This is a genomic window from Parapusillimonas granuli, assembly GCF_013416525.1.
Classification (GTDB): domain Bacteria; phylum Pseudomonadota; class Gammaproteobacteria; order Burkholderiales; family Burkholderiaceae_B; genus Parapusillimonas; species Parapusillimonas granuli.
On record NZ_JACCEM010000002.1, the window covers coordinates 275,087 to 299,446 of the forward strand.

The following is a 24,360-nucleotide window of genomic DNA, read 5'->3' on the forward strand; positions in this document are numbered from 1 at the left end:
AATCGAATTGCCGCCCGATGAGAGGAGACAAACCAGGGTCGCAGTCCTGGGCCTCTCGCCTATTCAAAATGGACCAAAGAGAGAGACTCATGAAAAAGACCGCATTCATCCTTGGCACGCTTGGGCTGGCCCTGGTCTCCACCCCGCCCGCGCTGGCGGACTACACCGGGCCCAAGCTCAAGTTCCGCCTGGCCCATACTGCGCCTCCGGGCAACCACATCACCATGGCTTACCAGAAGTTCGCCGACCTGGTGAAGGAAAAGTCGGATGGGAAAATGCAGGTGCAGGTGTTCCCGGCGGCCATCCTGGGCAGCGACCGGGTGCTGATCGAAGGGGCCCAAAAGGGCACGCTGGAAATCGGCGTAAGCTCCACCCCCAACCTGGCCAATTTTTCGCCGCTGTACGCCGTCTTCGATCTGCCGTACATCACGTCGCCCAAATTCCAGCAGAATCTCTACAAATCCATCGACCCGGGCGGCGAGCTCAACACGTATTTCAAGAAGGTCGCGAACGACATCGGCATGGAACCCGTGATGTATGCCGAATACGGGTACCGCAATTTCGTTTCGGTGAACCGGCCGCTCAAGAAGGCCGCCGACCTGAAAGGGATGAAGATGCGGACCACCGATTCGCCGGTGGAGGTGGACGTGGCCAAGGCGCTGGGCACCAACCCGGCCCCCATCGCCTGGGGCGAGGTCTATACGGCGCTGCAGCAAGGCACCATCGATGCCCAGGGCAACACCTTCCCGCATTTGTTCGGCGCCAAGCACAACGAAGTCCTCAAATACGCCATCACCTCGAATCACAACTACGGCATGCAGGTCGCGATGGCCAACAAGAAATGGTGGGACGGCCTGGCTCCCGAGTCGCAGGCGGTGATACGCGAAGCGGCGGCCGAAGCACTGGCCATGCAACGCACGAAGTTCTATCCGGAAAATGAAAAGGCGGCGCGCAAGGCTTTCGTGGACGGCGGCATTTCGATTCATGAGACGACCGACGACGAAATAGCCGATTTCAAGAAAACAACCAAGCCGGTGTTCGACGCCCACGCGGCCAAGCTGCCGCCGGAGCTGGTCAAGATGGTTCAGGATACCCAACGATAAGCGCACACAAGGGGCCGGACATGACGCCTATGCAGACCAATCCCAATGCGCCGGCCCTGGTCCTCGGCGCCGATGCGCCGGCCGACCCGGTCCGGCCTTCCGGGCCCGCGGCCCCCAGGCAGAAATGGCTGAACAACCTGGAAAAGCCGCTGCTCGTCGTCGGCCTGATCGTGATGATCCTGCTCATCAACTATCAGACCCTGTTCCGCTATTCCATCAGCAATCTCTCCCAGGCACTGGACGACCCGTTCTGGGTGTCCGTCCTGGGCCGCTTCTTCGACCAGAAGGATATCGGCGCCGCATTGCAACACGTTTCCGGATGGGCGGTATGGACGGAAGAGCTTTCACGCTATCTGTTCATCTGGATTTCTTATCTCGCGGTCCCGGTCGCCATACTGGCGCGCAGCAACATACGCGTCGACGTCCTCTTCCTGAAGCTCAGCCCGCGCCACCAAAGCATCGTGTGGATCATGACCGGCACCTACGCGATGATACTGGTCGGGCTGCTGGCCGCCATGGGCGCCGACCACGTCGCCATGCAGATTGCAATGCCGCAAACCACGCCGGCCTTGCAAATCAAATATTTCATTCCTTATCTCATTCTGCCGATCGGCTTCTCGCTGATGGCTTTGCGCACGCTGCAGGACATGTGGAACGAAGCCCGCCACATGCCGCTGCCCGACGTTCTCGCAGGCATCGCCCTGGCCGGCGTTTCTTTTGCGCCCGTCATGCTCCGAGACGACTGGAGCGCGACCGGCCTGCTCTTCACCTACTTCATCCTGTTCCTGATGCTGGGCGTGCCCATCGCTTTCTCACTGGGCCTCTCCACTCTGGCCGCCATCGTGGGCGCGGGCACGCTGCCCGTGGCCTATCTGGCCCAGATCGCCTTCGTTTCCATCGATTCATTCCCGATCATGGCGATTCCCTTCTTCATCGCCGCGGGCATCTTCATGGGCGCGGGCGGGCTCTCGAAACGCCTGCTGGCCGTGGGCGACGAACTCGTGGGTTCGCTTCCCGGCGGCATGGCCCTGGCCAGCATCATGACCTGCATGTTCTTCGCCGCGATCAGCGGCTCGGGCCCGGCCACCGTCGCGGCGATCGGCACGATCACCATACCCGCCATGATCGCGCGCGGATACGACAAATACTTCGCCGCGGCGGTGGTCGCATCGGCCGGGGCGATCGGCGTCATCATTCCGCCAAGCAACCCCTTCGTGATCTACGGCGTGGCCGGCCAAGTCTCGGTGGGCAAGCTGTTCATGGCCGGCATCATTCCCGGCGTCATCATGGGCGTGGGCCTGATGATCGTGGCTTACATGATCTCCAAAAAGAAGGGCTGGCACGGCGAAAAGCGCAAACGCTCGCCGGCCACCCTGCTATGGGCCTGCTGGGACGCCAAATGGGCGCTGCTGGTGCCGGTGATCGTTCTGGGCGGTATCTACGGCGGCATCATGACGCCCACGGAGGCCGCCGCGGTCGCGGCCCTGTACGGCCTGGTGGTCGGCCTCTGGATCTACCGCGAAATGTCATGGAAGAGCTTGTATCAAAGCTGCATCGAATCATCGCTGACGTCTTCCATCGTCATCGTCCTGATGGCCATGGCCACGATGTTCGGAAACATCATGACCATAGAACAGATACCGGACACCATCGCCACGGCCATTCTCAGCATCTCCGAGAACAAAATCGTCATCCTGCTGCTCATCAACGTCTTCCTGCTATGGATAGGCGTATTCATGGAAGCGCTCGCGGCCATCGTGATCCTGACGCCCATCCTGCTGCCTCTGGTACTGAAGCTGGGCGTCGACCCCGTGCACTTCGGCGTCATCATGGTCATGAACCTGGCAATCGGCTTCATCACGCCGCCTGTGGGCGTGAACCTGTTCGTGGCAAGCAGCATCGCGCAAACCGGCATCGGCAGAATCGCCGTGGCCGCATGGCCGTTCCTGATTTCCATGCTGATCGTCCTGATGGTCGTCACCTATGTTCCCGAGGTCTCGCTCTGGCTGGGCTGAAGGCCGAACTCCGTGTACGCGGGCGCGCCGGCGTCCGCCCGCAACGGCGGGCGCCGGTTCAGGGCGTCCCATGAAGGCCACAGCGCCACGGCATTTGGTTCGGGCACAATCCCTGACATAATAGGGTCCCCGCCTTGATGCCGTAGCGCGCCACCACATGCACAGCCACACCCGCCCCGACCCCCGACTTCTGCAATTCATACGCGCCCTGCCGAAAGCCGAACTCCACCTTCACATCGAGGGCACGCTGGAGCCGGAGCTGATGTTCGAGCTGGCCCGCCGCAACGGCATCGAACTGCCGTATCCGACGGTGGAAGCGCTGCGCGCCGCTTACCGGTTCGATGATCTGCAGTCCTTTCTGGACCTGTATTACGCAGGCGCGGGCGTGCTGATCCAGGAGGCGGATTTCTACGACATGACCATGGCCTACCTGCGCCGCGCCCAGCGCGACGGCATCGTGCATGCGGAAATCATGTTCGACCCGCAGACCCACACCGCCCGCGGCGTTCCCATGGAAACGGTATTCGCCGGCATCGGCCGCGCCTTGCGCGACGCCCGCGATACCCTGGGCGTCAGCGGCTACCTGCTATTGAGCTTCTTGCGGCACCTTCCGGAAGCCGATGCCTTTTCCACCTTGGAGCAAGCCCTGCCGCTGCGCGACCGGTACCAGGACATCTGGATGGGAATAGGGCTGGATTCCGCCGAAAAAGGCAACCCGCCGGAAAAATTCGCGCGGGTTTTCGCCCGCTGCCGCGAGCTGGGGTTCCGCCTGGTAGCCCATGCCGGGGAAGAGGGCCCCGCGGCCTACGTGCGCGACGCCCTGGATATCCTGCGGGTGGAACGCATAGACCACGGCGTCAGAAGCGAAGAAGACCCGGACCTGATGCGGCGGCTGGCGCAGGAAAAGGTGCCCCTCACCGTATGCCCCTTGTCCAACCTGCGGCTTTGCGTCTTTCCCTCGCTGGAAGACCATAACCTCGCCCGCATGCTGCGCCAGGGCCTGATGGTCACCGTGAATTCGGACGACCCCGCTTATTTCGGCGGCTACCTGGCCGACAACTACCTGGCCTGCGCCGAATCCTTGGGCCTGGACGAAGCGGAACTCGCCACCCTGGCCGGCAACAGCATCCGTGCGTCTTTCCTGCCGCCGGAGCAGAAAGCGCAATGGCTGGCGCGCCTGCCGGCGACGGCGTGAAAAAAGCCCACCTTGCGGTGGGCTTTTCTACTGCATCAAGGCCGTATTACAGGACCTGGATGGATTTGGCTTGCGGGCCCTTCTGGCCTTCCGAGGCGACGAAGGAAACGCGCTGGTTTTCTTCGAGCGACTTGAAGCCCGTGCCGAGAATATCGGTGTGGTGGGCGAAGAGGTCCTTGCCACCGGACTCAGGCTTGATGAAGCCGTAGCCTTTTTCGTTGTTGAACCATTTGACAATACCGGTTTCAGTTTGCATTTTTGCAATCCCTATAAAAATTGAGCGACATGCCCTTAAGGAAGACTGTCAAGGTGTAGAGATTTGAGCAAAAAAGTACTGAGGTACTGAATTTGTACTAACTTCAACGAACTTGAAAATCTAGATTGCCATGCTATAGATAAGGCACCGGCAAGTCAACTACATATTCGGGTATATTCAATGGATTGTGCCTTTTTTTGTATCGTGACGTGACACGCTCCTTCATGCATCGCCCACCGCCCATGCTGCCCAGGTCTTTCTACGACCGCGACACGGTCGTCGTGGCCCAGGCCCTGCTGGGCAAGCTGCTGGTCCACCGCGTCGAAGAAACGCCCCGGGTCGGGCGCATCGTCGAGGTCGAAGCCTATCTGGGGCCGCAAGACCTGGCCGCCCATTCGTCCAAGGGCCTGACCCCCCGCACCCGGGCCATGTTCGGCCCGCCGGGCCACGCCTATGTCTATCTGATCTACGGCATGCATCACTGCATGAACGTCGTCACCGGCGCCCCGGGCACCGGCACCGCGGTGCTGCTGCGCGCGCTCGAGCCCGTGGCCAACCTGGCGGCGCCCGCCAATGGCCCGGGGCGTTTGTGCAAGGCCATGGGCATAGACAAGTCCCACTATGGGCACGATCTGTGCAGCGAGGACTTCTACATCGCCGAAGCGGACGACGCCTCGCCCATCACCATCGTGACCCGGCCGCGCATCGGCGTGGACTACGCCGGCGAGTGGGCGGCCCGGCCGCTGCGGTTCTATATAGAAGGCAATCCCCACGTCTCCAGGAAGTAGTTTGCCGGTCGCCATGACAAGAAAAAAAAACCGTGTTATAGTTACGCCTCTTTCACAGCGGCTGTAGCTCAGTTGGATAGAGTACTTGGCTACGAACCAAGGGGTCGTGGGTTCGAATCCTGCCAGCCGCGCCAAAATTCACTAGTGTTTTCAGCTAGTCAAAACCGCCTAGGGGTGTAATCCCTAGGCGGTTTTTCTTTGCGTGCGTCAGAGCTGCTCCGCAAGATCGATCGGAGGGATCAAGGCGCGCGCCCCAAACCTAGTACAAGCAGTACAAACAATGTATCTTCATGTAAAATAACCCTTCTCGGTATATCTAGAAGGCGTTCGCGGGAATATCCTAGCTGTTCGCATTGCATGCCTGGTTCGTTGCGGCACACATCCGCAAAACAGGAAAAATCCTATACCAAAATGATGCAAGAACTCTCTCGTGACCTTCAGAACGTAGCGCCGCTCGGCTTCATCGTGCTGGATAAAAATCATATGCTGTACTTCACGAACAGCTACATGGTCACCCAAACCGGCATCCCCAACGAAAACGCCATCGGCCGGGCGCCCGCGGCCGTCTACCACGGCATGGATCCCGCCGTCCTGGACGCCACGCTGCGCCTTTGCGGCCGCCTCGCCGGCAAGCCCGTGATCGCCGACGACGCCCACACCCGCCTGGAAATTCACGTGCGCGCCGCCGGCGAAGCGCCGCGCATCCTGCATGGGCTGCTGTACTTTTCCTTCGTCGACACCGACGACGGCCACCCGTACTACGCCCTGTTCTTCTGCGAATTCCAGCCCCGCAACGGCAGCCCTTTCCACCAGGGTTTCAGCCGGGCGCTGCAAGAACTTCGACAGACCCGCATAGACCAGCAACGGCTGCTTGCCGAGCTCGAGCGCGCCAACGACCAATTGCTGCGTTCCGACAAGCTGGCCAGCATCGGGCAGCTGGCCGCGGGCGTCGCCCATGAAATCAACAACCCGGTCGGCTACGTTTTTTCCAATCTCAAGACGCTGGCCAGCTACGTCCGCGACCTCATCAAAATCGTCGATACCGTCGAAGACCTGGACAACCTGGAAGAAATACGCAGGCTCAAGCAGAACCTGGATTATCAATACATACGCAACGACGTCGAGGCCTTGATCCAGGAATCCGAGGAAGGCATCGGGCGCATCAAGCGCATCATTTCCTCGCTCCAGGATTTCTCGCACATCGAGACCAACGGCTTCAGCGCGGTGGACCTGCACCAGGGCATAGAATCCACGCTCAGCATCGCCGGCAACGAAATCCGCCAGAAGGCCGTCATCGTCAAGGAATACGGGCAATTGCCGCCCGTCGAATGCGACATCTCCCAGATCAAGCAGGTCGTGCTGAACCTGGTCATCAATGCCGCGCAATCGATCGACGGCACGGGCGTCATCACCATCCGGACGGGAACGCAAGGAAGCGAAGCCTGGCTGGAAGTCGAAGACACCGGCCAGGGCATAGACGAAGCCTTTTCGCAACGCATCTTCGAACCGTTCTTCACCACCAAGCCCGTGGGCCAGGGCACCGGCCTGGGCCTGGCGCTGTCGAACAGCATCGTCCAGAAGCACCAGGGACGCATAGAAGTATCCAGCCGGCTTGGCGAGGGCTCGCGCTTTCGAGTCTGGCTACCCATCAAGCAGCCGACGGCCAAGGAGCCCTCCGATGCGGTCTGAACAGCCCGAGGCGCAGCACGGCGCGACCTTGCTCCTGGTCGACGACGACCCCTACATCACGAAAAGCATCAAACGGGCGCTGTACCGCAAACCCTATCGCGTGCTGACGGCCGACGGCGGCGCGGCGGCCCTGTCGCTGATGGAAACCCATGACGTGGACCTGGTGATTTCCGACGTGCGCATGCCCGCCATGGACGGCGCGACGCTGCTCGTCGAGATCCGGCGCCGCTGGCCCGACTGCATACGCATGCTGCTCACCGGCCACGTCGACATCGCCGCGACCATCCAGGCCATCAACGACGGCCACATCTACCGCTACATCACCAAGCCCTGGGACGACGCCGAACTCCTCTGCATCATCGAGCAGAGCCTGGCCCACCGCGACGCCGAGCAAGACCGCGAACGCCTGCGCAAGCTGGCGCACGAGCAGAACGAGGCCCTGCAGCGGCTGAACGAAACCCTGGAAGCGCGGGTGCGGGAGCGCACCGCCGAACTCTCGCACGCCACGGCGCTGCTGGACAAGGCCTATTCCGACCTGCAGCACAGCTACGTGACGGCCACCGAGGTCTTTTCCTCGCTCATCAACCAGCGCCTGCCGAGAAGCCGGCAGACCAACCGGAAGGTCATCGAGCTGGTCCGGCGCTTCTGCGAGCTGCGCGACATGGATGCCAAAGAGCGCCAGGACCTCGAAATGGCCGCCGCCCTGTACAACATCGGCAAGCTCACGTGGCGGGACGAGATGATCGCCCTGCCCCTGGACAAGCTCGAAAGCGCGCAAACGGCGCAATACCGGCAGTACCCCCGCATCGGCGAAAACCTGCTGACGGCGCTCGAGCCCGCGCAGCGCGCGGCGCAAATCATCTACCACCACCAGGAGCGCTGGGACGGCATGGGCTTCCCGGAACGCCTGTACGGCGAAGCCATCCCGTGGGGGGCCCGGCTCCTGAAGCTGGCCGTCGACTACATCGAGATGCAGATGGGCATGATCATGGCCCGCCCGCTCGCGCCGGAAGAGGCCCTGGACATCATGAAGATGAATCGCGGCGCCCTGTACGACCCCGCGCTCTTCGACGAATTCCTGGCCTTCACGACCCGGGAAGAGCACGATGCCGAGCCCGACGACGCCGACGTCCTGGAACTCGCCTCCATCAGCCTGGTGCCGGGCATGATCATTGCCAGGAACTTGTATTCCGCCGAAGGGACGCTGCTGCTCAGCAAAGGCAAGCTGATCAGCGAGCGGCTGATTGAAAAACTGCGCAACTTCGAGAACAATGCGGGTGTCCGCTACACCTTCCATGTCAAGCGGCCGGAGCAGGACTCCATTACGTGAACATATTGCCTCCTTCTTGCCGGCGCAACGGGGACGCTCGCTCGCTGCGCCTTCCGGGCGTGCAGCACCTGCTGCTGCAGGTGATCTCCATCGCCCTCGTCGCCATGGCCCTGGGCGCCTGGGCGGGGCACTGGACGCACGCGCGCTCGGGCGTCGAGTCGGATGCGCTGCTGGTCTCCCCCGTCTTTGCCGGCGCTCTTTTCGCCTGCGGCTGCCTGCTCTGCCTGGCCTGGATCAAGCCGGCGGCCTCCACCGCGCTCGGCGCCGTCTCGCTCGCGCTCATACTGGTATTCAGGGGCGTGCCCGAATGGGCCGCCCTTTGGCCGCTGGGGCGGCCGCAGGCCGCCGACCTCGGCAGCCTGCTGGCCGTCGCGGGCTCCGCCCTGGCCGCCTGGATGCCGTCCCGGGCCGAAACGCCGGCGGCCTCGGCGCGGTCCAGTCTCATCGTCGTCATTCTGGGCTCGGCGGCGACCGCCCTGGCCTTCTGCTTCCTGCTCGCCGGCACGCGCGGCAAGCCCCACGACGGCATATTCAGCCTGCTGCCGGAGCTCTTCTTCCTGGCGGGCCTGCTCATCACGTTTCTGTTCACCGCCAGCCTGAATCTGACGCGCATCGCCCAGAACCAGTCCCTGCGCCTGCGCGACTACGCCCTGCGCGATCCTCTCACCGGCCTGCCCAACCGCCGCGTGCTTGAAAAGCGGCTCCGCGCCGCATGCGAACAGGCGCGCAAGGACAAGACCGGCGTGGCCGTCGTCTTTCTCGACCTGGACGGAATCGAGTTCATCAACAACTCGCTGGGCCACGCCATCGGCGACAAGCTCCTGATCCGCGCCTCGCAGCGCATGCAGCAGCTGGTGGGCGGCAAAGGCGTGGTCGCGCACCTTACCAGCGACGAGTTCGTCGTGCTGCTCACCGGCATGCGGCAGCCCGAAGTCGAACAATTCACCCGGGAACTGATACAGGCGCTGGCGCAGCCGTATTTCGTCGAGCACGGCGGGCTGCGCGCCAGCGCGAGCGCCGGCATACGGGTGTCGGACGGCGACGTCGACGACCCCCTGGAACTGATCCGGGAAGCCGACCTGGCCATGCTCCGGGCCAAGCAGGAAGGCCGGAACACCTGGCATCTGTACACCCGGGACATGAGCGCCGCCATCGCCAAGCGCCTGGCGCTGCGCAACGACCTGCAGCAAGCCATGGATACCGAGGCGCTGGAACTGCACTACCAGCCCATCGTCGACGGCCACACCTGCCGCGTCGTGAGTGTCGAAAGCCTGCTGCGCTGGCGCCATCCCGAGCGCGGGCTCATACAGCCCTCGCAGTTCATTCCCCTGGCCGAGGAAACCGGCCAGATCATACGCCTGACGGAATGGGCGCTGGCCACGGCCTGCCAGGCCAGCCATGCGCTGCGCAAGCACGGCCTGCTGGACGTGCGCGTCGTCGTCAATATTTCGCCCTTGTACTTCCAGCGCGCCGACTTCGTCCAGAGCATACGCCGCGCGCTGCAAGAAGCCGGCCTGCCCGGCACCGCCCTGGAAATAGAAATCACCGAAAGCCTGCTGCTGGCCAACAAGGAAGAGGCCGTGACCAAGCTGGCGGAATTGCGCGAACTCGGCCTGTACACTTCGATCGACGACTTCGGCACCGGCTATTCCAGCCTCAATTACCTGAAGAACCTGCCGGTCGACAAAATCAAGATAGACCGCAGCTTCGTCACCGACATCGTGACGGACGCCGCCGACGCCGCGATTTCGCAAGGCATCATCTCGATGGCGCATCACCTGGGGCTCAAGGTGGTGGCCGAAGGGATAGAAACCGAAGCCCAGCTGGCTTTCCTGAAGCGCAACCACTGCGACGAATTCCAGGGCTATCTGCTGGCCCGCCCGGCGCCCATGGAGGCGCTGATCGCCAGCCTCAGCGCCGGCAATTGCCGCATCGCGCTTCCGGGCATGCCCGACGCGCCGACGTCCGATCGCGTGCTGCTGCTCATCGACGACGAAAGAAACGTCCTGAACGCCCTGGTCCGCCTGCTGCGCCGCGACGGCTACCAGATATTCACCGCCACCAATCCGGCGGACGCCTTCAACATCCTGGCCACGCACGACGTCCAGGTCGTGGTGTGCGACCAGCGCATGCCGGAAATGAACGGCACGGAATTCTTCAGCAAGGTCAAGGACCTTTACCCCAACACCGTGCGGATGATTCTTTCCGGCTACACCGAGCTCAAGTCCGTCACCGACGCCATCAACCGCGGCGCCATCTACAAATACCTGACCAAGCCCTGGGACGACGAGAAGCTGCGCAGCGACGTGCAGCAGGCATTCAAGGACCGCAAGGCCGGCGCCGACCTAAGAGGCCACAGCCCCTGCGGAGCCTGACCTCGCGTCTTCTTCGATGCGGCCGTCCACCAGGGTGATCCTGCGGTCGCACACGGCCGACAGGCGCGGGTCGTGGGTGACCAGCAGCACGGCGCAGCCGTATTCGCGGTTGAACTTGCGGAACAGCTCAAACACCGAGGCCGCCGTGCGGGTGTCCAGATTTCCCGTCGGCTCGTCCGCCAGCAGCAGCGCCGGACGCGTGATCAGCGCCCGGGCGATGGCCACGCGCTGCTGCTGGCCGCCGGACAATTCCCCCGGCTTCTTGTGCGCGTAGTCCGCAAGCCCGACCTCCGCCAGCAGCGCGCGGGCGCGTTCGCGGTCCGCCGCGGCGGGCCTGCCCTTGGCCACCATGACGGGCATCAGCACGTTCTCGAGCGCGTCGAACGCCTGTATGAGATGATGGAACTGGAACACGAAGCCGATGCTCACGCCGCGCAAGGCCGTGCGGTCGGCGTCGTCCATGTCGCGCGTGGGCCGGCCCAGGAGATACAGCTCGCCCGCGGTCGGCTGGTCCAGCAGCCCGATCATGTTCAGCAAGGTACTCTTGCCCGAACCGGACGGCCCGACCAGCGCCGCGAAATCATGGCGCCCTATCTCCAGGTCCAGCCCATGCAGGACTTCCGTCTCGTTGGGCCGGCCGACGTTATAGGACTTGCGCAGCCCTTCCAGCCTCAGCACCGCCTGGTCAGACATAGCGTATGGCCTCCACCGGATGCAGCCGCGAAGCGCGCCAGGCCGGCGCCGCGGCCGCCAGCACCCCCGTCGCGGTCGCGGCGAACATGGTCAGGGGAATCAGCGCGGTCGACAAAGGAATGTAGAACAGCCTGGGGCCGAACGTGTTGAATCCCCATACCAGGAAGCTGCCCACCATGATGCCGCCGGCCGATCCGGCCAGCCCCAGCACGCCTCCCTGCAGCAGGAAGATCCTGAGCACCTGCCCGCGGCGCGTGCCCATCGCCCGCAATATCCCGATCTCGCGCGTGCGCTGGGTGACGCTGACGGCCAGCACGCTTGCAATGCCGAAAGCCACCGACACCGCCACGAAGAAGCTGACCATGCTGGTCGCGATGCGCTGCGACGTCAACGCATTGACCAGCTGCGCATTGGTTTCGATCCAGCTCTCCGCCTTCAGGCCGGTCAGCCGCGCGATCCGCCGCGCGGCGACGTCCGCCGAGAACAGATCGGAGACGGTCAGGTCGATCAGCGTCACGCCGCCCGGAATATTCAGCAGGGCCTGCGCCTGCTTCATGTCGATATAGACGTAGCGCAGATCCAGCTCGCGCACCCCCAGCTGGAAGATGCCCTTGATCGTCACCACCGCGCTGCCCCCTTCGGGCGTGTCCAGGCGCAGCTTGCTGCCCAGCGTCGCGCCGAGCTCGTCCGCCAGCAGGCGCCCGACGACCGCGTCGCCCGCCGACACGCTGAAGCGCCCGGCGACCATGTGTTCGCCGATACGGATGATGCGCTCATAGCGGGGCGGGTCGACGCCCATCAGCGATATGGCTTTGCGGACGTCGCCGCGGCGGACGTACGCCGGCCCCGACACGACCGGCGAAACGGCCAACACTTCGGGCAAGGTGTCCAGGGCGTCCCGGAACTGCAGCCAGTTGTTGATCGAACGCAGCCGCTGCGGGCGCTTGTCTTCCAGCAGCAGGCTGCGCGCGCCCTCCGGCGCGGGCGCCGGCCGATTGACCTCTTCTTCGGGCTCGACCCGTATATGGGACTGGGTGCCCAGCGTGCGGTCGATGACGTTCGCCTGCAAGCCGTTGATCAGCGTGGTCACGAACACGATGACCGCCACGCCCACCGTGACGCCGACCAGGATCATGAGCGTCTGGGATCGGCCCTGGCGGAGGAATCTCAGCGCGACGAGTGCTTCGAGCCACATGTGCCGCGTCCCGCCGTCACTGGAACATCGCCGAGACGTCCCCGTCCGGCGGACGCGCCGCGGGCGGCGCAAGATCCGTGACCCGCACCCGCGTGCCCGGCTCCACGTCGTTGCGGTTGAGCACCAGGTCGCCGGCGCGCAGGCCGCTCGTCACCTCCGTCATGACCAGGCCTTTCAGGCCCAGCGCGACGGGCACGCGCTCGACGATTCCGTTGCGCACGGCCATCGCCACCGCCGTCCGTCCCCGGGATTCGAACAGGCTGTCGTTGGGCACGGCGATCGCGTTTTCGCGCCGGCCCGTCGAGATGGTCGCCGTCACCGTCAAGTCGTCGCGCAGATAAGGCGGCGGCGCTTCGATGTCCAGGCGGACGTCGACCGTGCCGCGCATGGGATCCACGCTGGGGGCGATGCGCTTGACGGTGGCGCGGAAGCTGTCGTCCGGGTAGGCGTCGGCGATGCAGACGGCGCTCTGGCCGACCCTCAGGACACCCAGGTTGCGCTCGTCCAGCGGCACCAGGACCTCGACGCCGCCATCGCGCGCCAGTTCGAACAGAACCTGGCCCGGCTGGACCAGATCGCCGGCCTCGACCGCCTTGACCAGGACCGTGCCGTCGAAGCCGGCGCGCAGGACCGTCTTGGACAGCGCCGCGTCGGCGGCCGCCAGGCGCTCGCGCAGCACGGCTTCCTCGGTGCCGCCCGGCGCCAGCCGGGCCGCTTCGAGCCGCGCCTGTTCTTCGTCGGCCAGGGCGGTGGCCAAGGCATTGGCCGCCTGCTCCTGGGCTTCACGCGGGATCGCCTGCGAAGCCGCCAGAACCTTGCGCCGGTCGGCCTCGCGCCGGGCCTGGGCGAGCTGGGCCTCGGCCTGCCGCAGCCGCGCCTGCGCCTGCGGCCACCTGGCCCGCCGCAATTGATCCAGCTCGGACAGGGCCTCGCTGCGGCGCGCCTGGAATTCGTCGGAACGCAGCGTCAGCAGCACATCGCCGGCCTTGACGCGCTGGCCTTCTTCGACCCGCCGCTCCGCCACCACGCCGGTGATCTCGGAACCGACCTGGGCGCGCGCCACGGAAACCACCCGGCCCGTCGCAACCACATTGCGCAGCAGCGTCGTGGCCGACAGGCGATACGCCGGAAGCACCGGCCCCTGCCAGTGCCGGTATCCCAGCACGGCCAGGACGGCCAGCACCCCGGCCAGCATCAGCCACCGACTCGTTCGCTTCATCCGGAGCATCTGGCATTCATGTGTCAACAAGGTCAATCGGTCAGTATACGAGGTTTCGGGGCTACACTTGGCAAGCCGTCATCACGCCCGTCCCCGGATCCATGCCTCAGCACCGCACCGCGTTTCCCTACGATTACGCGCTCATCGAAAGCGTGATATCCGAATACCTGCCGCGGTGGCGCGCCGACCGCTACGACGCCGTCGTGGCCATCGCGCGCGGCGGCCTCGTGCCGGCCACCATGATCGCCACCGAGCTCTCCCTGCCGCTGCACGCGGTGGCCTATGCGCGCGGCCCGCGCCGGGTCTCCTGGTACACCGTCGAACGGCCCCGGCCGCCCTGCCGCGTGCTGCTGGTCGAAGACATCGCCGGCCGCGGCACGACCTTGTCGGACAGCGTCGATTTCCTGCGCGGCCAGGGCTATGAGCTGCGGGTCTTCACCCTGGCCCACGATGCCGAATCGAGGATCCGGCCCGACTTCGGCCCGGCGGTCCCGGACGGCTGCCGCGCCTGGTTTCCCTGGGAGCGCCATTCGATCACCGACGCCTTCGAGGCCACCTTCAACCAGCCGCGCCGGCCCGAATACGAATACGCCTCGTGGGCGATAGACCTGGACGGCGTGCTGCTGATGGACCTGCCCGAAGAGCGCTACGCCATGGCGTTGCAGGACACGCTGGCGGAACGCGATCTGCTGCCCCTGAGCAAGACGCTGCCCGCCCTGGACCTCGCGCAAAGCACCATCATCACCGGGCGCCCCGAGCAGGATCGCGCGCGAACCCGGGCCTGGCTGGACCGCCACGGCTTCATGGGCCCGCTGATCATGCGCGACGATTCCCGGCACAGCGCCGCCCAGACGCCGCTGCACAAGGCGGAGGCCATCCTGGCGCGCCGGCACACCCATTTCATCGAGAGCGACCCGGTGCAGGCGCTGGCCATCGCCCGGCGCGCGAGACTGGCGCGCATCATCTGGTGGAACGGGGGCGACGCCGTCATGGTCCACGCGCACGCCGTCGACGCTTTGAAGTTCGTTTGATGTCGATGGTGGATTTTCTCTGAACAATACGTTACTTTTGCGCTCGTCCGCCCATAAAAAAGATACAGGAGCCTCCAATTGCCCAAACCGTCCCAAATCACCTGCGTCGAGGATTTCCGGCTGCTTGCCCGCCGCCGCGTGCCCCGGATGTTCTACGATTACGCCGACTCGGGCTCCTGGACCGAAGGCACCTACCGCGCCAACGAGGCCGACTTCCATAAATTGAAGCTGCGCCAGCGGGTCGCGGTGGACATCGAGAAACGCAGCCTGCGCAGCACCATGATCGGCCAGGACGTGGCCATGCCGGTCGCCATCGCGCCGACCGGGCTGACCGGCATGCAGCATGCCGACGGCGAGATCCTGGGTGCCAAGGCGGCCGAGAAATTCGGCATTCCCTTCACCTTGTCCACCATGAGCATCTGCTCCATCGAGGACATCGCGGCGCACACGCACAAGCCGTTCTGGTTCCAGCTGTACGTCATGCGCGACCGCGACTTCATCGAGCGGCTGATCGACCGCGCGAAAGCGGCGAACTGCTCGGCCCTGGTCCTCACGCTCGACCTGCAGGTGCTCGGCCAGCGCCACAAGGACATCAAGAACGGCTTGTCCACCCCGCCCCGGCCCACGCTGGCCAATCTCATCAACCTGGCCACCAAGCCGCGCTGGTGCCTGAACATGCTGGGCACCAAGCGCCGCAGCTTCGGCAATATCGTCGGCCACGCCAAGGGCGTCGGCGACCTGTCCTCCCTTTCCTCCTGGACCGCCGAGCAGTTCGACCCCAGCCTGAGCTGGAAGGACATGGAATGGATCAAGAACCGCTGGGGCGGAAAAATCATCGTGAAAGGCATCATGGACCCCGAAGACGCGCGCCTGGCGGTGGAATCGGGCGCGGACGCCCTGATCGTCTCGAACCACGGCGGCCGCCAGCTCGACGGCGCGCCTTCGTCGATCTCCGCCGTGCCCGCCATCGCGCATGCGGTGGGCAAGGAAATCGAGGTCTGGATGGACGGCGGCATCCGGTCGGGGCAGGATGTCCTGAAGGCCATCGCCCTGGGCGCGAAGGGCACGATGATAGGCCGTTCCTTCCTGTACGCGCTGGGCGCCATGGGGGAAGCGGGCGTTACGCGCTGCCTGCAGATGATCGCGAACGAAATGGACATCACCATGGGGTTTTGCGGCCGCAACGACATCCGCAACGTCGACCGGTCGATTCTCTTGAACCCGGAGATCTTCGACTAGGGCTTGCCGCCGGAACCCCGCCCGTCAGCGCGCGGGGTCCGTCACCTCCCTGGACAGCCGGGCGCGATTCTCCTCGACGCGAGCCAAGGGCTCCACCACTTGCATGGTCTGCAGGCTGCGCGTCGTCAACAGCTGGTACTGCCGGGTGCCGTAAGACTTCTGCTCGATCTCCGCGTCCGACAGCTCGCGCAGCACGCGCGCCGGCGCGCCCACCACCAGGCTGCGGGGCGGGATCGCCATGCCCGCCTTGACGAAAGCCATGGCCGCCACGATGCTGCATTCGCCCACGACGGCCTGATCCATCACCACCGCGTTCATGCCCACCAGCGCATTGCGGCCGATGGTGCAGCCATGCAGCACCGCGGCATGGCCGATGTGCCCGTCCTCCTCAACGATGGTGTCGTTTTCCGCCACGCCATGAATCACGCAGGCGTCCTGCACATTCGAACCGCGCCGCAGCTCGATGCGGCCGAAATCGCCGCGCAGGCTGGCGAGCGGCCCCACGTACACCCCCGCCCCCACGATCACGTCGCCGATCAATACCGCCGTGGGATGCACATAAGCGCCCGGATCGACGACCGGGGTGATTCCGTTGATTGCATAGACCTTCAACATCTCGTCTCCATGAAATATTAGTTGGACGGCAAGGGCCCGTACTCCGCGGGCACCCATTCATAGCGCTCGCCCGCATGGCGGACATGGCCTATGCCGGGGAAAGGCAGGTGTGCGCCGGCGATCCAGTATTTCTGCTTGACCGCGTCGGCCAGCACCTGGCGCCGGCTGGCGACCGCCTGCTGAGGATCGGTGTCGAACTCGATGGTCACTTCGGGCCTGGCGAACTGCACCGCATGGCTGTGTATGACATCGCCCCACACCAGCATCGCCTGGCCGCCGGAAGAAAACAGATAGCCGCCGTGACCCGGCGTGTGCCCGCGCAGCGGCACGGCTTCCACCCCCGGCAGCAGGCGCTCGCCGGCCTTGAAGCGCTGCAGCTTGCCCGCCGCCCGATAGGGCGCCACCGCCTCTTGCGCCATCTTGAAGAACGGCTGGGCGTCCCGGGGCGCCTGCGCGGCGATGTCGGTATTGAGCCAGAAGGCGGCCTCGTCCTCGGCCACGTGCAGGGTGGCGTTGGGAAACGCCGGCCCGCCATTCGCGCCGACCAGGCCACAGGCATGATCGCCATGCAGATGGGTCAGCAGAACCGCATCCACCTGCGCCGCGCTGTATCCCGCTGCCTCGATGTTGCGCGACACCGCCCCCAGCGCGGGACCGAAACAGCTCGCGGCGCCGGCGTCCACCAGGATCAGGTGCTTGCCGGTATGGACCAGGTAGGCGTTCACCGCCGTCTGCACGCCCTGTTGCGAGACCGGCACGAAGCCCTGTTCGAGCAGGCGGCCGATCTCTTCGATGCTTGCGCCCTTCAAGAGATCCACGCCCAGCGGGATGCTGCCGTCGTACAAGGCGGTGACTTCGAAGCCGCCGAGCATCATGCGGTAGTAGCCAGGCGCCTGGGCGGCCTGCATGGCGGGCGCCTGGGCGAGCGCCGCGGAACCGCCCGCGCACAATGCGCCCGCCAGGATCGCCGCGGCCAGGCCGCTACTGCGGCGCCATGCGGAAAAAGAGGTGTTCATGAGGAAACGCATGCCAGGGGCCCTCCAATGAATGGGTCGATGGAATGCCCACGATTCTATCGTGACTATAATCATCCAGACGCCTTTTTCTCACGGAGACCGACATGCCGCTCAAATCGCTGCTCGGCGTCCTGGCGCTGAGCCTGCTTGCAGGCCCCGCCTGGGCGCACCATGGCTGGAGCGCCTACGACACCGACAAGGCCATGAAACTGGAAGCCCCGCTGACCGCGCTGCGGTATCGCAACCCGCACGCCCAGGTGACGATCCAGCATCAGGGGCGTGACTGGGAGGTCATTCTGGCGCCCACCCGCCGCATGGAAACGCGCGGCCTGCCCAAGGGGGCCCTGCAGAAAGGCAAGGTGGTGACCATCGAAGGCTATCCCCGCCGCGACGGCACGCCCGAGATCCGCGCGGAACGCATCACCGTCGATGGCAAGACCGTCGAATTGCGCTGATGCATCGCGGCCGGCTTGCGCGTTCGGCTAGGCGGGCTCCATGAACATCGCCCAATGGGCGGCATGGCTGGAGCATTCCCCGCTCGGCGAATGGATGCGCGCGTCGGGCGCCGCCTATCCCGCCGTCAACCTGGTTCATCTGGCCGGCCTGGTTCTGCTGCTGGGCCCGATGCTGCTGCTGGACCTGCGCCTTCTGGGCGTGGCCCGCAAGTTCCCGCTGCCTGAGGTCTCGGCGCTGCTGACGCCGCTGGCGGCCGGCGGGCTCGCCCTGCTGCTCGCCAGCGGCGTGCTGCTGTTCGCCGCGGATGCCGGCCCGTTGCTGGACAATCCCCTTTTCCCCATCAAGCTGGCGTGCATTGCGCTGGGCGCCGCCAACGCCCTGCTGTTCCGGGCGCTGTGGTCCGGCCGCCTCGGCGGCTGGGACGCGTCCGCTCCGCGCCTGGGCCGCCTGCAGGCGGCGGCCTCGCTCATGCTATGGATAGCGGCGGGCGTCTTCGGGCGCTTGCTGGCGTACTTCTAGCCTCCGCACCCGCCCGGCAACCCGGCATACCATTTGCTGGCCGCCTCCAGTCAACCGTACTGTGAGGACCGGAAATGACCATAGCGCAAACGACAGCCGGCAGCGCCCTGGCCGGCAGAGCCGCCGCCAAAGAAGCCGTGGACCTTGCCATGCCCATGATAGAACGAGGAATCGCCTCCCGGCGCATCGGCGAAAGCGGCTTCCTGCACATCGTCATCATGGACCCCGCCCTGCATCCCCAGGACTGCCGCTTCGAACAAGCCATTCTCTACGAACACTCCGTGGGCGACCGCGACGCCTGGGACGCCGACTACGCGCAGTATGCCCGCGAAAAAGCGCGCGTCTGCTGGCGCGCCCAGCGCAACGGCCACGAATTGCGCTACATCGCTCCCCAGTTGCTGCGCCCCACCGACACCGGCGTCTGGGGCGGCATATGGCACGAGGGCATCGCCGTGGGCGTCAGCGGCGCCGACCCCTGGTTCGACGAAGCGATCGGCACCAGCATCGCGAGCCTGTTGCGCGCCATCGCCAAAAAGAAAGCCCTGCAGACTCCCGAACGCCTGCAGCTGGGCGAACACGACGGAACCCGGCCGCACTCGCTCCCGCTGATCTGAATGATGGCGCTCGTCAAAAAATACGCCCGCGGCATCCGCGCCCCCGGCTTCGGATCCTCGGGCCAGCGCGAAATCGCCTCCACCATATGGGACGTGGTCTGGCGCTTCCGCCGGCGCACCGCGGCCGCGCTGGCCCTGCTGGTCGCCGCCAAAGTGTTCGCCCTGCTGGTGCCGGTCGCCCTGAAGAACATCATAGACGGGCTGGGCGCCGCGCCCGGCGCACTGTCCCTGCCCGTCTTCCTGCTGCTGGCCTATGCCTTGCTGCGCTTTCTGTCGGGCCTGTTCACCGAACTGCGCGACATGGCCTTCGCCAGGGTGGCGGCCACGGCGGTCGCGGATTTCACCGTAAGGGTGTTCGACCATCTGCACCATCTGGGCGCGCGCTTCCACGGCGGCCAGCAGACGGGGGCGTTCGCGCGCGACGTCTCGCGGGGAACGGCGGGCATAGGCTTTCTGCTGGGCACCGCGCTGTTCACCGTGCTGCCGACGGTGATCGAGATCGTGTCCATCGTCATCATCCTGCTTTCGGCCTATGCCATGGGATTCGCCGGCGTGCTGGCTTTGACCTTCATCGCCTACACCGTCTATACGATCGTGTTCACGGAAAGGCGGATCCGCCATCAGCGCGCCCTGAACGAGCTGGATTCCGCCGCCAGCGGCCACCTGGTCGACAGCCTGACGAATTACGAAACCGTGAAGCTGTACACCAGCGAGCAGGCGGAATCGCAGCGCCTGGCCGGCATCATGAACCGCTGGATCGACGTCGGCCTGGACAACCAGAAGGCGCTGTCCATTCTGCATGTGGGGCAGAGCGCGATCATCGCCGGAGGCGTCGCCACCGTCATGCTGATGGCGGGCCAGGACGTCGTCAACGGGACCCTGACGGTGGGCGACCTGGTGCTGATCAACGCCTACGTCATACAGGTGTGCCTGCCGCTCAACACGCTGGGCCTGGTCTTCCGCCAGACCCGCGAAGCCCTGATCAACGCCGAGCGCATGTCCAATCTGCTGCGCCTGCCGACGGAAACGGAGGCGACCGACGACCTGCCCCCGCTGCGGGTCGAGGGCGGGGCCGTCAGCTTCGACAAGGTCGATTTCGCCTATGAGCCCGCCCGGCGCATCCTGCACGACGTCAGCTTTCGCATCGAGCCGGCCCAGCAGGTCGCCGTGGTCGGCGGCAGCGGGTCGGGGAAATCGACGCTGGCGCGCCTGCTGCTGCGCCTCTACGACGCCGACCGCGGCACCATCTCCATAGACGGCCAGGACGTGCGCGCCGTCACCCAGGCCAGCCTGCGGGCCGCCATCGGCGTGGTGCCGCAGGAATCCCTGCTGTTCAACAACACCATTTTCTACAACATCGCTTACGGCCGGCCGGGGGCGAGCGTGGCCCAGGTGATAGACGCCGCCAAGGCCGCCCGCATCCACGACCTGATAGAAAGCCTGCCCGCCCAGTACGACACCTCGGTCGGCGAGCGGGGCGTCAAGCTGTCGGGCGGCGAGCGCCAGCGCATCGCCATCGCGCGGGCCTTTCTCAAGAACCCGCCCATCCTCGTGCTCGATGAAGCCACCTCGGCGCTGGACACGAGGACGGAACGGGCCATTCAGCAGGAGCTGAAACAGCTGTCGCGCGGGCGCAGCACGCTGATCATCGCGCACCGCCTGTCCACCATCGTCGATGCCGACCAGATCCTGGTCATGGACCATGGCCGCATCGTCGAGCGCGGCACGCACCAGGAATTGCTGCGCATGCGGGGCCAGTACGCCCAGATGTGGCAGCTGCAGCTGCAGCAGGAGGCGCTGGACCAGACCGGCGCCCGCCTCAGCGCCCAGCCGATCAACCTGGTGGCCCTGGTGGCCGGCGTGATCGATTCGCTGCGGGCCGCCATCGACGCGCGCGGCATCGTGCTCTATACCTCGATCCGCGCCGACGCCGCGCGCGTGACGGGCGATCCGGCCGCGCTGCAGCGGCTGCTCGCGGAAATGCTGGAGAACGCCATCGCCTTCACGCCGCCCGACGGACGCATCGCGATAGGCCTGGAGCGCCAGGGCGGCGACGTCGCCGTGGCCATCACCGACGGCCGCCTGACGCATCGCGCCGAAGAGGCCGCCGCCCCGCCCGGGGAGGCCGAAGCGCCCCTGCCCGTGGTGATGGGCGAGGCCGAGGTGGAGCTGCTCGATCCGCTGCGCGCCAGCGCCCTGATGGAGCAGATGGGCGGGCGCTTCGAGACGCAACCCACCGCGGACGGCTCCGGGCTGGCGTTCATTCTGCGCATGCCTTTGCGCGCCGTCGTGGACCAGGCGCCCCGCCCCCTGCCCCAGCCCGCGATTCCCGAGCCGCTCAAGGGCCTGAACATCTACGTCGTGGACGATTTGCAGGAAGCGCGCATGCTGCTTGGGGAGTCCCTGGAGGACCATGGCGCCCGGACGGTGCGATTCGCATCGGGCGAAACGGCGATCGAGGCGCTGAACGAGCAAACGCAGGACCGCTGGCCGGACGTGCTGATCTGCGACATTTCCCTGGGAGAGATAGACGGCTACCAGGTGATGGGCAGGATCCGGCAACTGGAGGAAAAGCGCAGCGTGCCGCTTTCCCGCCGCCTGCCCGCCATCGCGCTTTCCGGGCATTCCGCCAACGAAGACCGGCTTTATGCATTGCTGGCGGGCTTCCAGGTCTATATGACCAAGCCGGTGGACCCGCGCGAGCTGGTCGCCACGGTCCTCGCCCTGACCCGCGGCAGGGGGCGCCCGCCGCCCGCTTGATGTCCATGCCCCGAGGCATGGAAACCGGCATGACTTTCACACATGGAGGTGTATATGAACGGCAAGGCGATTTCACCCTCGATTTCGGAATGGCCCGGAGACGCCCGGGAAGCGGCGCAACTGGTCGTCGACCAATACGGCGAGCCCGATGAAGTGAGCGCAAGCCAGGTCGTCTGGCACAAGCCGGGCCCCTGGAAGCGCATCGTCGCCACGCGCGAGGTGCACGATCACAACTTCCCCGCCCCGCACCTGGATTCGGTCGAATCCGTGATCGACTACCGCTTCCCCGCCGACAAGGCGCGGGACGCCTACCTGTTCGACGGCAGCGTCGTCATCGACCGGACCAGGGGAGAAGTGTCCGCGCGCTGCCATGACGAGCAGGCGAATTTTCTGGCGCTGAACCTCATGCATGACATCGCGACCGGCGCCAAGACCATGCGGCAGGCGCGCGACTACTACGCCAAGGAGTTTCTGGACTACCGCCGCAAAAAGCCCACGCCCTACATGGAGAAACTGCGCTTCACGCCGCCCCGGGGCGGCACGGCGGATCCGGACGAACGCGCGCTGACCGACGAGGCGCTGCAGCGGGCGGTCGACGAAGGCAAGCGCGGCGGCTGACCATGTCTTCCTCGCCCTCACCGTCTTGCGTACCCGCGCCCGACCCGGCGGCGGACCTTGCGGCGGCGCTCAGCCCGCTCGTCGTGGTGTCGCCGCATTATGACGATGCCGTCTTCAGCTGCGGAGACTTGTTGTCCGCCGTGCCGGGCAGCACCGTCATCACCGTCTGCACCGGGCAGCCCCAGGATCCGGGCATGCTGACCGACTGGGATCGCCGCTGCGGATTTTCCTGCGCCGAGCAGGCCATGCGCGAGCGCGCCCTGGAAAACGGCAAGGCCCTGGACGCCCTGCGGGCCGCCGGCGTGGACCTGGGCTTCCTGGATAGCCAGTACGCGCAGCAGCCCCGCTGCGGGCCGGATTTCCTGAGCGACACGCTGGCGTCCATGATCGCGCAGGCCCAGCCCGCCGCCGTCTTCTTTCCCCTGGGCCTGTTCCACGAGGACCACCTGCGCGTATCGAACGCCTCGATGACGCTATGCCACCGCTTCGCGTCCATCCAGTGGTTCGCCTACGAAGACATTCCCTACAGCCAGCGGCCGGAATGGGTCGTCCGGCGGCTGGCCGAGCTGCTGGACCGGGGCGTCGCCGCCACGCCGCTGGACCCCGGCCGGCTGCCGCAAGCCAAGGCTCGCGCGGTCGCGGCCTACCGCAGCCAGTTCCGCGGCCTGGGCTACGAAGACGGCGGGCCGGTGCTGCGGCAGCGCGAGCGGTACTGGCGGCTGCATTGCAATATGGAATTCCTATGAACCGCGACGCCCCGGGCCGCGAAACGCGCGTGAGCGTGGTCGTGCTGACGCACAACCGCCGCGAAGAACTGTGCCGCAGCCTGGACCGCCTGCTTGCGCTGCCCGACCGCGCGCCCATCATCGTGGTCGACAATGCCGGCGCCGACGGCACCGCGCAATGCCTGGCCCAGCGCTACCCGGGCGTGTCCCTGGTCCGGTCGGAGCGCAATCTGGGGGCGGCCGGCCGCAACCTGGGCGTCGAGCGGGTGCGCACGCCCTATGTGGCCTTCTGCGACGACGACACCTGGTGGGCCGCGGGCTCGCTGCGCAAGGCGGCGGACCTGCTCGACGCCCGGCCGGACATCGCCGTCCTGAACGCGCGCATCGTCGTCGGCCCGGACGAGCGGCCGGACCCGGCCTGCGAGGCCATGGCGGCCAGCCCGCTGGAGCACGTGCCGGGCATCGGCCCCATGCTGACGGGCTTCATGGCCGGCGCCAACGTCATGCGCGCCAGCGCCTACCGGAAGGCGGGCGGCTACTGGCCGCCTTTCTTCATCGGCGGCGAAGAGGCGCTGCTGGCCATGGACATCCTGGATGCGGGCGGCCGCATCGTCTACGCGCCCGAACTCCTGGTCCATCACTGGCCTTCGCTCGCGCGGGACAGCGGACTGCGGCGCAGGCTGATCGCGCGCAACGCGGTCTGGACGGCGTGGCTCAGGCTGCCCTGGCCCATGGCCTTGCGGCGCAGCGCCCCGCTCCTCTTCGGCCGCGCCCTGTTCGACGCGCTGGGAGGCTGGGACCTGGTGCAGAAGAACCGGCGCGTCCTGCGCCCCGAAACCTGCGCCCTGCTGGAACGCGTGCGGCGGCACGAGGCCTCACAGGCCCGTCGACGGCAATAGGCCGGCGGGC

Annotated in this window: 22 protein-coding genes and 1 tRNA gene; 17 read left to right on the forward strand and 6 right to left on the reverse strand. The window is 65.9% G+C overall.

The genetic code is table 11. The annotated features are described in order from the left end of the window. The first annotated feature begins 89 nt into the window (after window positions 1-89). The 3 genes from H0A72_RS04010 to H0A72_RS04020 all read left to right on the forward strand — a co-directional run bounded on the left by H0A72_RS04010 (window position 90) and on the right by H0A72_RS04020 (window position 4,313). Window positions 90-1,103, forward strand: coding sequence for a TRAP transporter substrate-binding protein (locus H0A72_RS04010; RefSeq protein WP_180153775.1), 1,014 nt, complete (start codon window positions 90-92; stop codon window positions 1,101-1,103). A gap of 20 nt (window positions 1,104-1,123) precedes the next feature. Then, the gene (locus tag H0A72_RS04015; RefSeq protein ID WP_246436766.1) at window positions 1,124-3,118 is read left to right on the forward strand and encodes a TRAP transporter large permease; all 1,995 of its coding nucleotides are present in this window, start codon (window positions 1,124-1,126) and stop codon (window positions 3,116-3,118) included. Between the two features lie 157 nt (window positions 3,119-3,275). Next, on the forward strand, window positions 3,276-4,313 hold the full coding sequence (locus H0A72_RS04020; protein ID WP_180153776.1) for an adenosine deaminase: 1,038 nt from the start codon (window positions 3,276-3,278) through the stop codon (window positions 4,311-4,313). Between the two features lie 46 nt (window positions 4,314-4,359). Here H0A72_RS04020 and H0A72_RS04025 read toward each other — a convergent pair whose 3' ends face one another. Then, a complete protein-coding gene (locus H0A72_RS04025) occupies window positions 4,360-4,569 on the reverse strand; it encodes a cold-shock protein (RefSeq protein ID WP_180153777.1) in 210 nt (69 codons plus the stop codon). 224 nt (window positions 4,570-4,793) lie between these two features. Here H0A72_RS04025 and H0A72_RS04030 point away from each other — a divergent pair, with 224 nt between their 5' ends. The 5 genes from H0A72_RS04030 (at window position 4,794) to H0A72_RS04050 (ending at window position 10,751) form a co-directional block, all read left to right on the forward strand. After that, complete coding sequence (locus H0A72_RS04030) at window positions 4,794-5,357, forward strand: DNA-3-methyladenine glycosylase (RefSeq protein ID WP_218953158.1); 564 nt, start codon at window positions 4,794-4,796, stop codon at window positions 5,355-5,357. Between the two features lie 57 nt (window positions 5,358-5,414). Beyond that, window positions 5,415-5,491: transfer RNA gene (locus tag H0A72_RS04035), tRNA-Arg, on the forward strand. 277 nt (window positions 5,492-5,768) lie between these two features. Beyond that, window positions 5,769-7,046, forward strand: coding sequence for an ATP-binding protein (locus H0A72_RS04040; RefSeq protein WP_218953159.1), 1,278 nt, complete (start codon window positions 5,769-5,771; stop codon window positions 7,044-7,046). Continuing rightward, window positions 7,036-8,376 (forward strand): response regulator c-di-GMP phosphodiesterase, NosR family, encoded by a 1,341-nt coding sequence (gene nosR, locus H0A72_RS04045; RefSeq protein ID WP_180153778.1) that lies wholly within the window; start codon window positions 7,036-7,038, stop codon window positions 8,374-8,376. Before H0A72_RS04040 ends, nosR begins: the two co-directional genes overlap by 11 nt. Beyond that, window positions 8,373-10,751, forward strand: a complete 2,379-nt coding sequence (locus H0A72_RS04050; protein ID WP_180153779.1) for an EAL domain-containing protein — start codon at window positions 8,373-8,375, stop codon at window positions 10,749-10,751. Before nosR ends, H0A72_RS04050 begins: the two co-directional genes overlap by 4 nt. On the opposite strand, the gene H0A72_RS04055 is transcribed toward H0A72_RS04050, so the two are convergent. The 3 genes from H0A72_RS04055 to H0A72_RS04065 are packed head-to-tail and all read right to left on the reverse strand — an operon-like array spanning window position 10,722 to window position 13,858. Beyond that, on the reverse strand, window positions 10,722-11,444 hold the full coding sequence (locus H0A72_RS04055; protein WP_180153780.1) for an ABC transporter ATP-binding protein: 723 nt from the start codon (window positions 11,442-11,444) through the stop codon (window positions 10,722-10,724). The two genes, H0A72_RS04050 and H0A72_RS04055, sit on opposite strands and share 30 nt — an antisense overlap. Beyond that, complete coding sequence (locus tag H0A72_RS04060) at window positions 11,437-12,639, reverse strand: ABC transporter permease (protein WP_218953160.1); 1,203 nt, start codon at window positions 12,637-12,639, stop codon at window positions 11,437-11,439. Before H0A72_RS04060 ends, H0A72_RS04055 begins: the two co-directional genes overlap by 8 nt. Window positions 12,640-12,655: 16 nt before the next feature. Beyond that, window positions 12,656-13,858 carry an efflux RND transporter periplasmic adaptor subunit gene (locus H0A72_RS04065; RefSeq protein WP_218953161.1) on the reverse strand — a complete coding sequence of 401 codons (1,203 nt, stop codon included), beginning with the start codon at window positions 13,856-13,858 and terminating at the stop codon, window positions 12,656-12,658. A 101-nt stretch (window positions 13,859-13,959) separates the two neighbouring features. Between H0A72_RS04065 and H0A72_RS04070 the strand changes: the two genes are divergently transcribed. Together H0A72_RS04070 and H0A72_RS04075 are read left to right on the forward strand one after the other, a co-directional pair. Continuing rightward, entirely contained in the window at window positions 13,960-14,889 is a 930-nt protein-coding gene (locus H0A72_RS04070) for a phosphoribosyltransferase (RefSeq protein WP_180153782.1), read from the forward strand. Between the two features lie 78 nt (window positions 14,890-14,967). Further along, window positions 14,968-16,128 carry an alpha-hydroxy acid oxidase gene (locus H0A72_RS04075; RefSeq protein ID WP_180153783.1) on the forward strand — a complete coding sequence of 387 codons (1,161 nt, stop codon included), beginning with the start codon at window positions 14,968-14,970 and terminating at the stop codon, window positions 16,126-16,128. 24 nt (window positions 16,129-16,152) lie between these two features. On the opposite strand, the gene H0A72_RS04080 is transcribed toward H0A72_RS04075, so the two are convergent. Together H0A72_RS04080 and H0A72_RS04085 are read right to left on the reverse strand one after the other, a co-directional pair. Continuing rightward, window positions 16,153-16,743, reverse strand: a complete 591-nt coding sequence (locus H0A72_RS04080; protein WP_180153784.1) for a phenylacetic acid degradation protein PaaY — start codon at window positions 16,741-16,743, stop codon at window positions 16,153-16,155. A 17-nt stretch (window positions 16,744-16,760) separates the two neighbouring features. Further along, window positions 16,761-17,759, reverse strand: coding sequence for an MBL fold metallo-hydrolase (locus H0A72_RS04085; RefSeq protein WP_180153785.1), 999 nt, complete (start codon window positions 17,757-17,759; stop codon window positions 16,761-16,763). A 104-nt stretch (window positions 17,760-17,863) separates the two neighbouring features. On the opposite strand from H0A72_RS04085, the gene H0A72_RS04090 reads away from it, so the two are divergent. The 7 genes from H0A72_RS04090 (at window position 17,864) to H0A72_RS04120 (ending at window position 24,350) form a co-directional block, all read left to right on the forward strand. Further along, window positions 17,864-18,214 carry a DUF6152 family protein gene (locus H0A72_RS04090; RefSeq protein WP_180153786.1) on the forward strand — a complete coding sequence of 117 codons (351 nt, stop codon included), beginning with the start codon at window positions 17,864-17,866 and terminating at the stop codon, window positions 18,212-18,214. A gap of 40 nt (window positions 18,215-18,254) precedes the next feature. Continuing rightward, the gene (locus H0A72_RS04095; RefSeq protein WP_180153787.1) at window positions 18,255-18,734 is read left to right on the forward strand and encodes a DUF6644 family protein; all 480 of its coding nucleotides are present in this window, start codon (window positions 18,255-18,257) and stop codon (window positions 18,732-18,734) included. 74 nt (window positions 18,735-18,808) lie between these two features. Next, complete coding sequence (locus H0A72_RS04100) at window positions 18,809-19,348, forward strand: hypothetical protein (RefSeq protein ID WP_180153788.1); 540 nt, start codon at window positions 18,809-18,811, stop codon at window positions 19,346-19,348. Further along, a complete protein-coding gene (locus H0A72_RS04105) occupies window positions 19,349-22,108 on the forward strand; it encodes an ATP-binding cassette domain-containing protein (RefSeq protein ID WP_246436767.1) in 2,760 nt (919 codons plus the stop codon). A 54-nt stretch (window positions 22,109-22,162) separates the two neighbouring features. Beyond that, window positions 22,163-22,726, forward strand: a complete 564-nt coding sequence (locus H0A72_RS04110) for a hypothetical protein (RefSeq protein ID WP_180153789.1) — start codon at window positions 22,163-22,165, stop codon at window positions 22,724-22,726. Window positions 22,727-22,728: 2 nt separating this feature from the next. Further along, window positions 22,729-23,472, forward strand: a complete 744-nt coding sequence (locus H0A72_RS04115) for a PIG-L deacetylase family protein (RefSeq protein ID WP_180153790.1) — start codon at window positions 22,729-22,731, stop codon at window positions 23,470-23,472. Further along, window positions 23,469-24,350 (forward strand): glycosyltransferase family 2 protein, encoded by an 882-nt coding sequence (locus H0A72_RS04120; protein ID WP_180153791.1) that lies wholly within the window; start codon window positions 23,469-23,471, stop codon window positions 24,348-24,350. The genes H0A72_RS04115 and H0A72_RS04120 overlap by 4 nt, the downstream gene beginning before the upstream one ends. The last annotated feature ends 10 nt before the right edge of the window (window positions 24,351-24,360 follow it).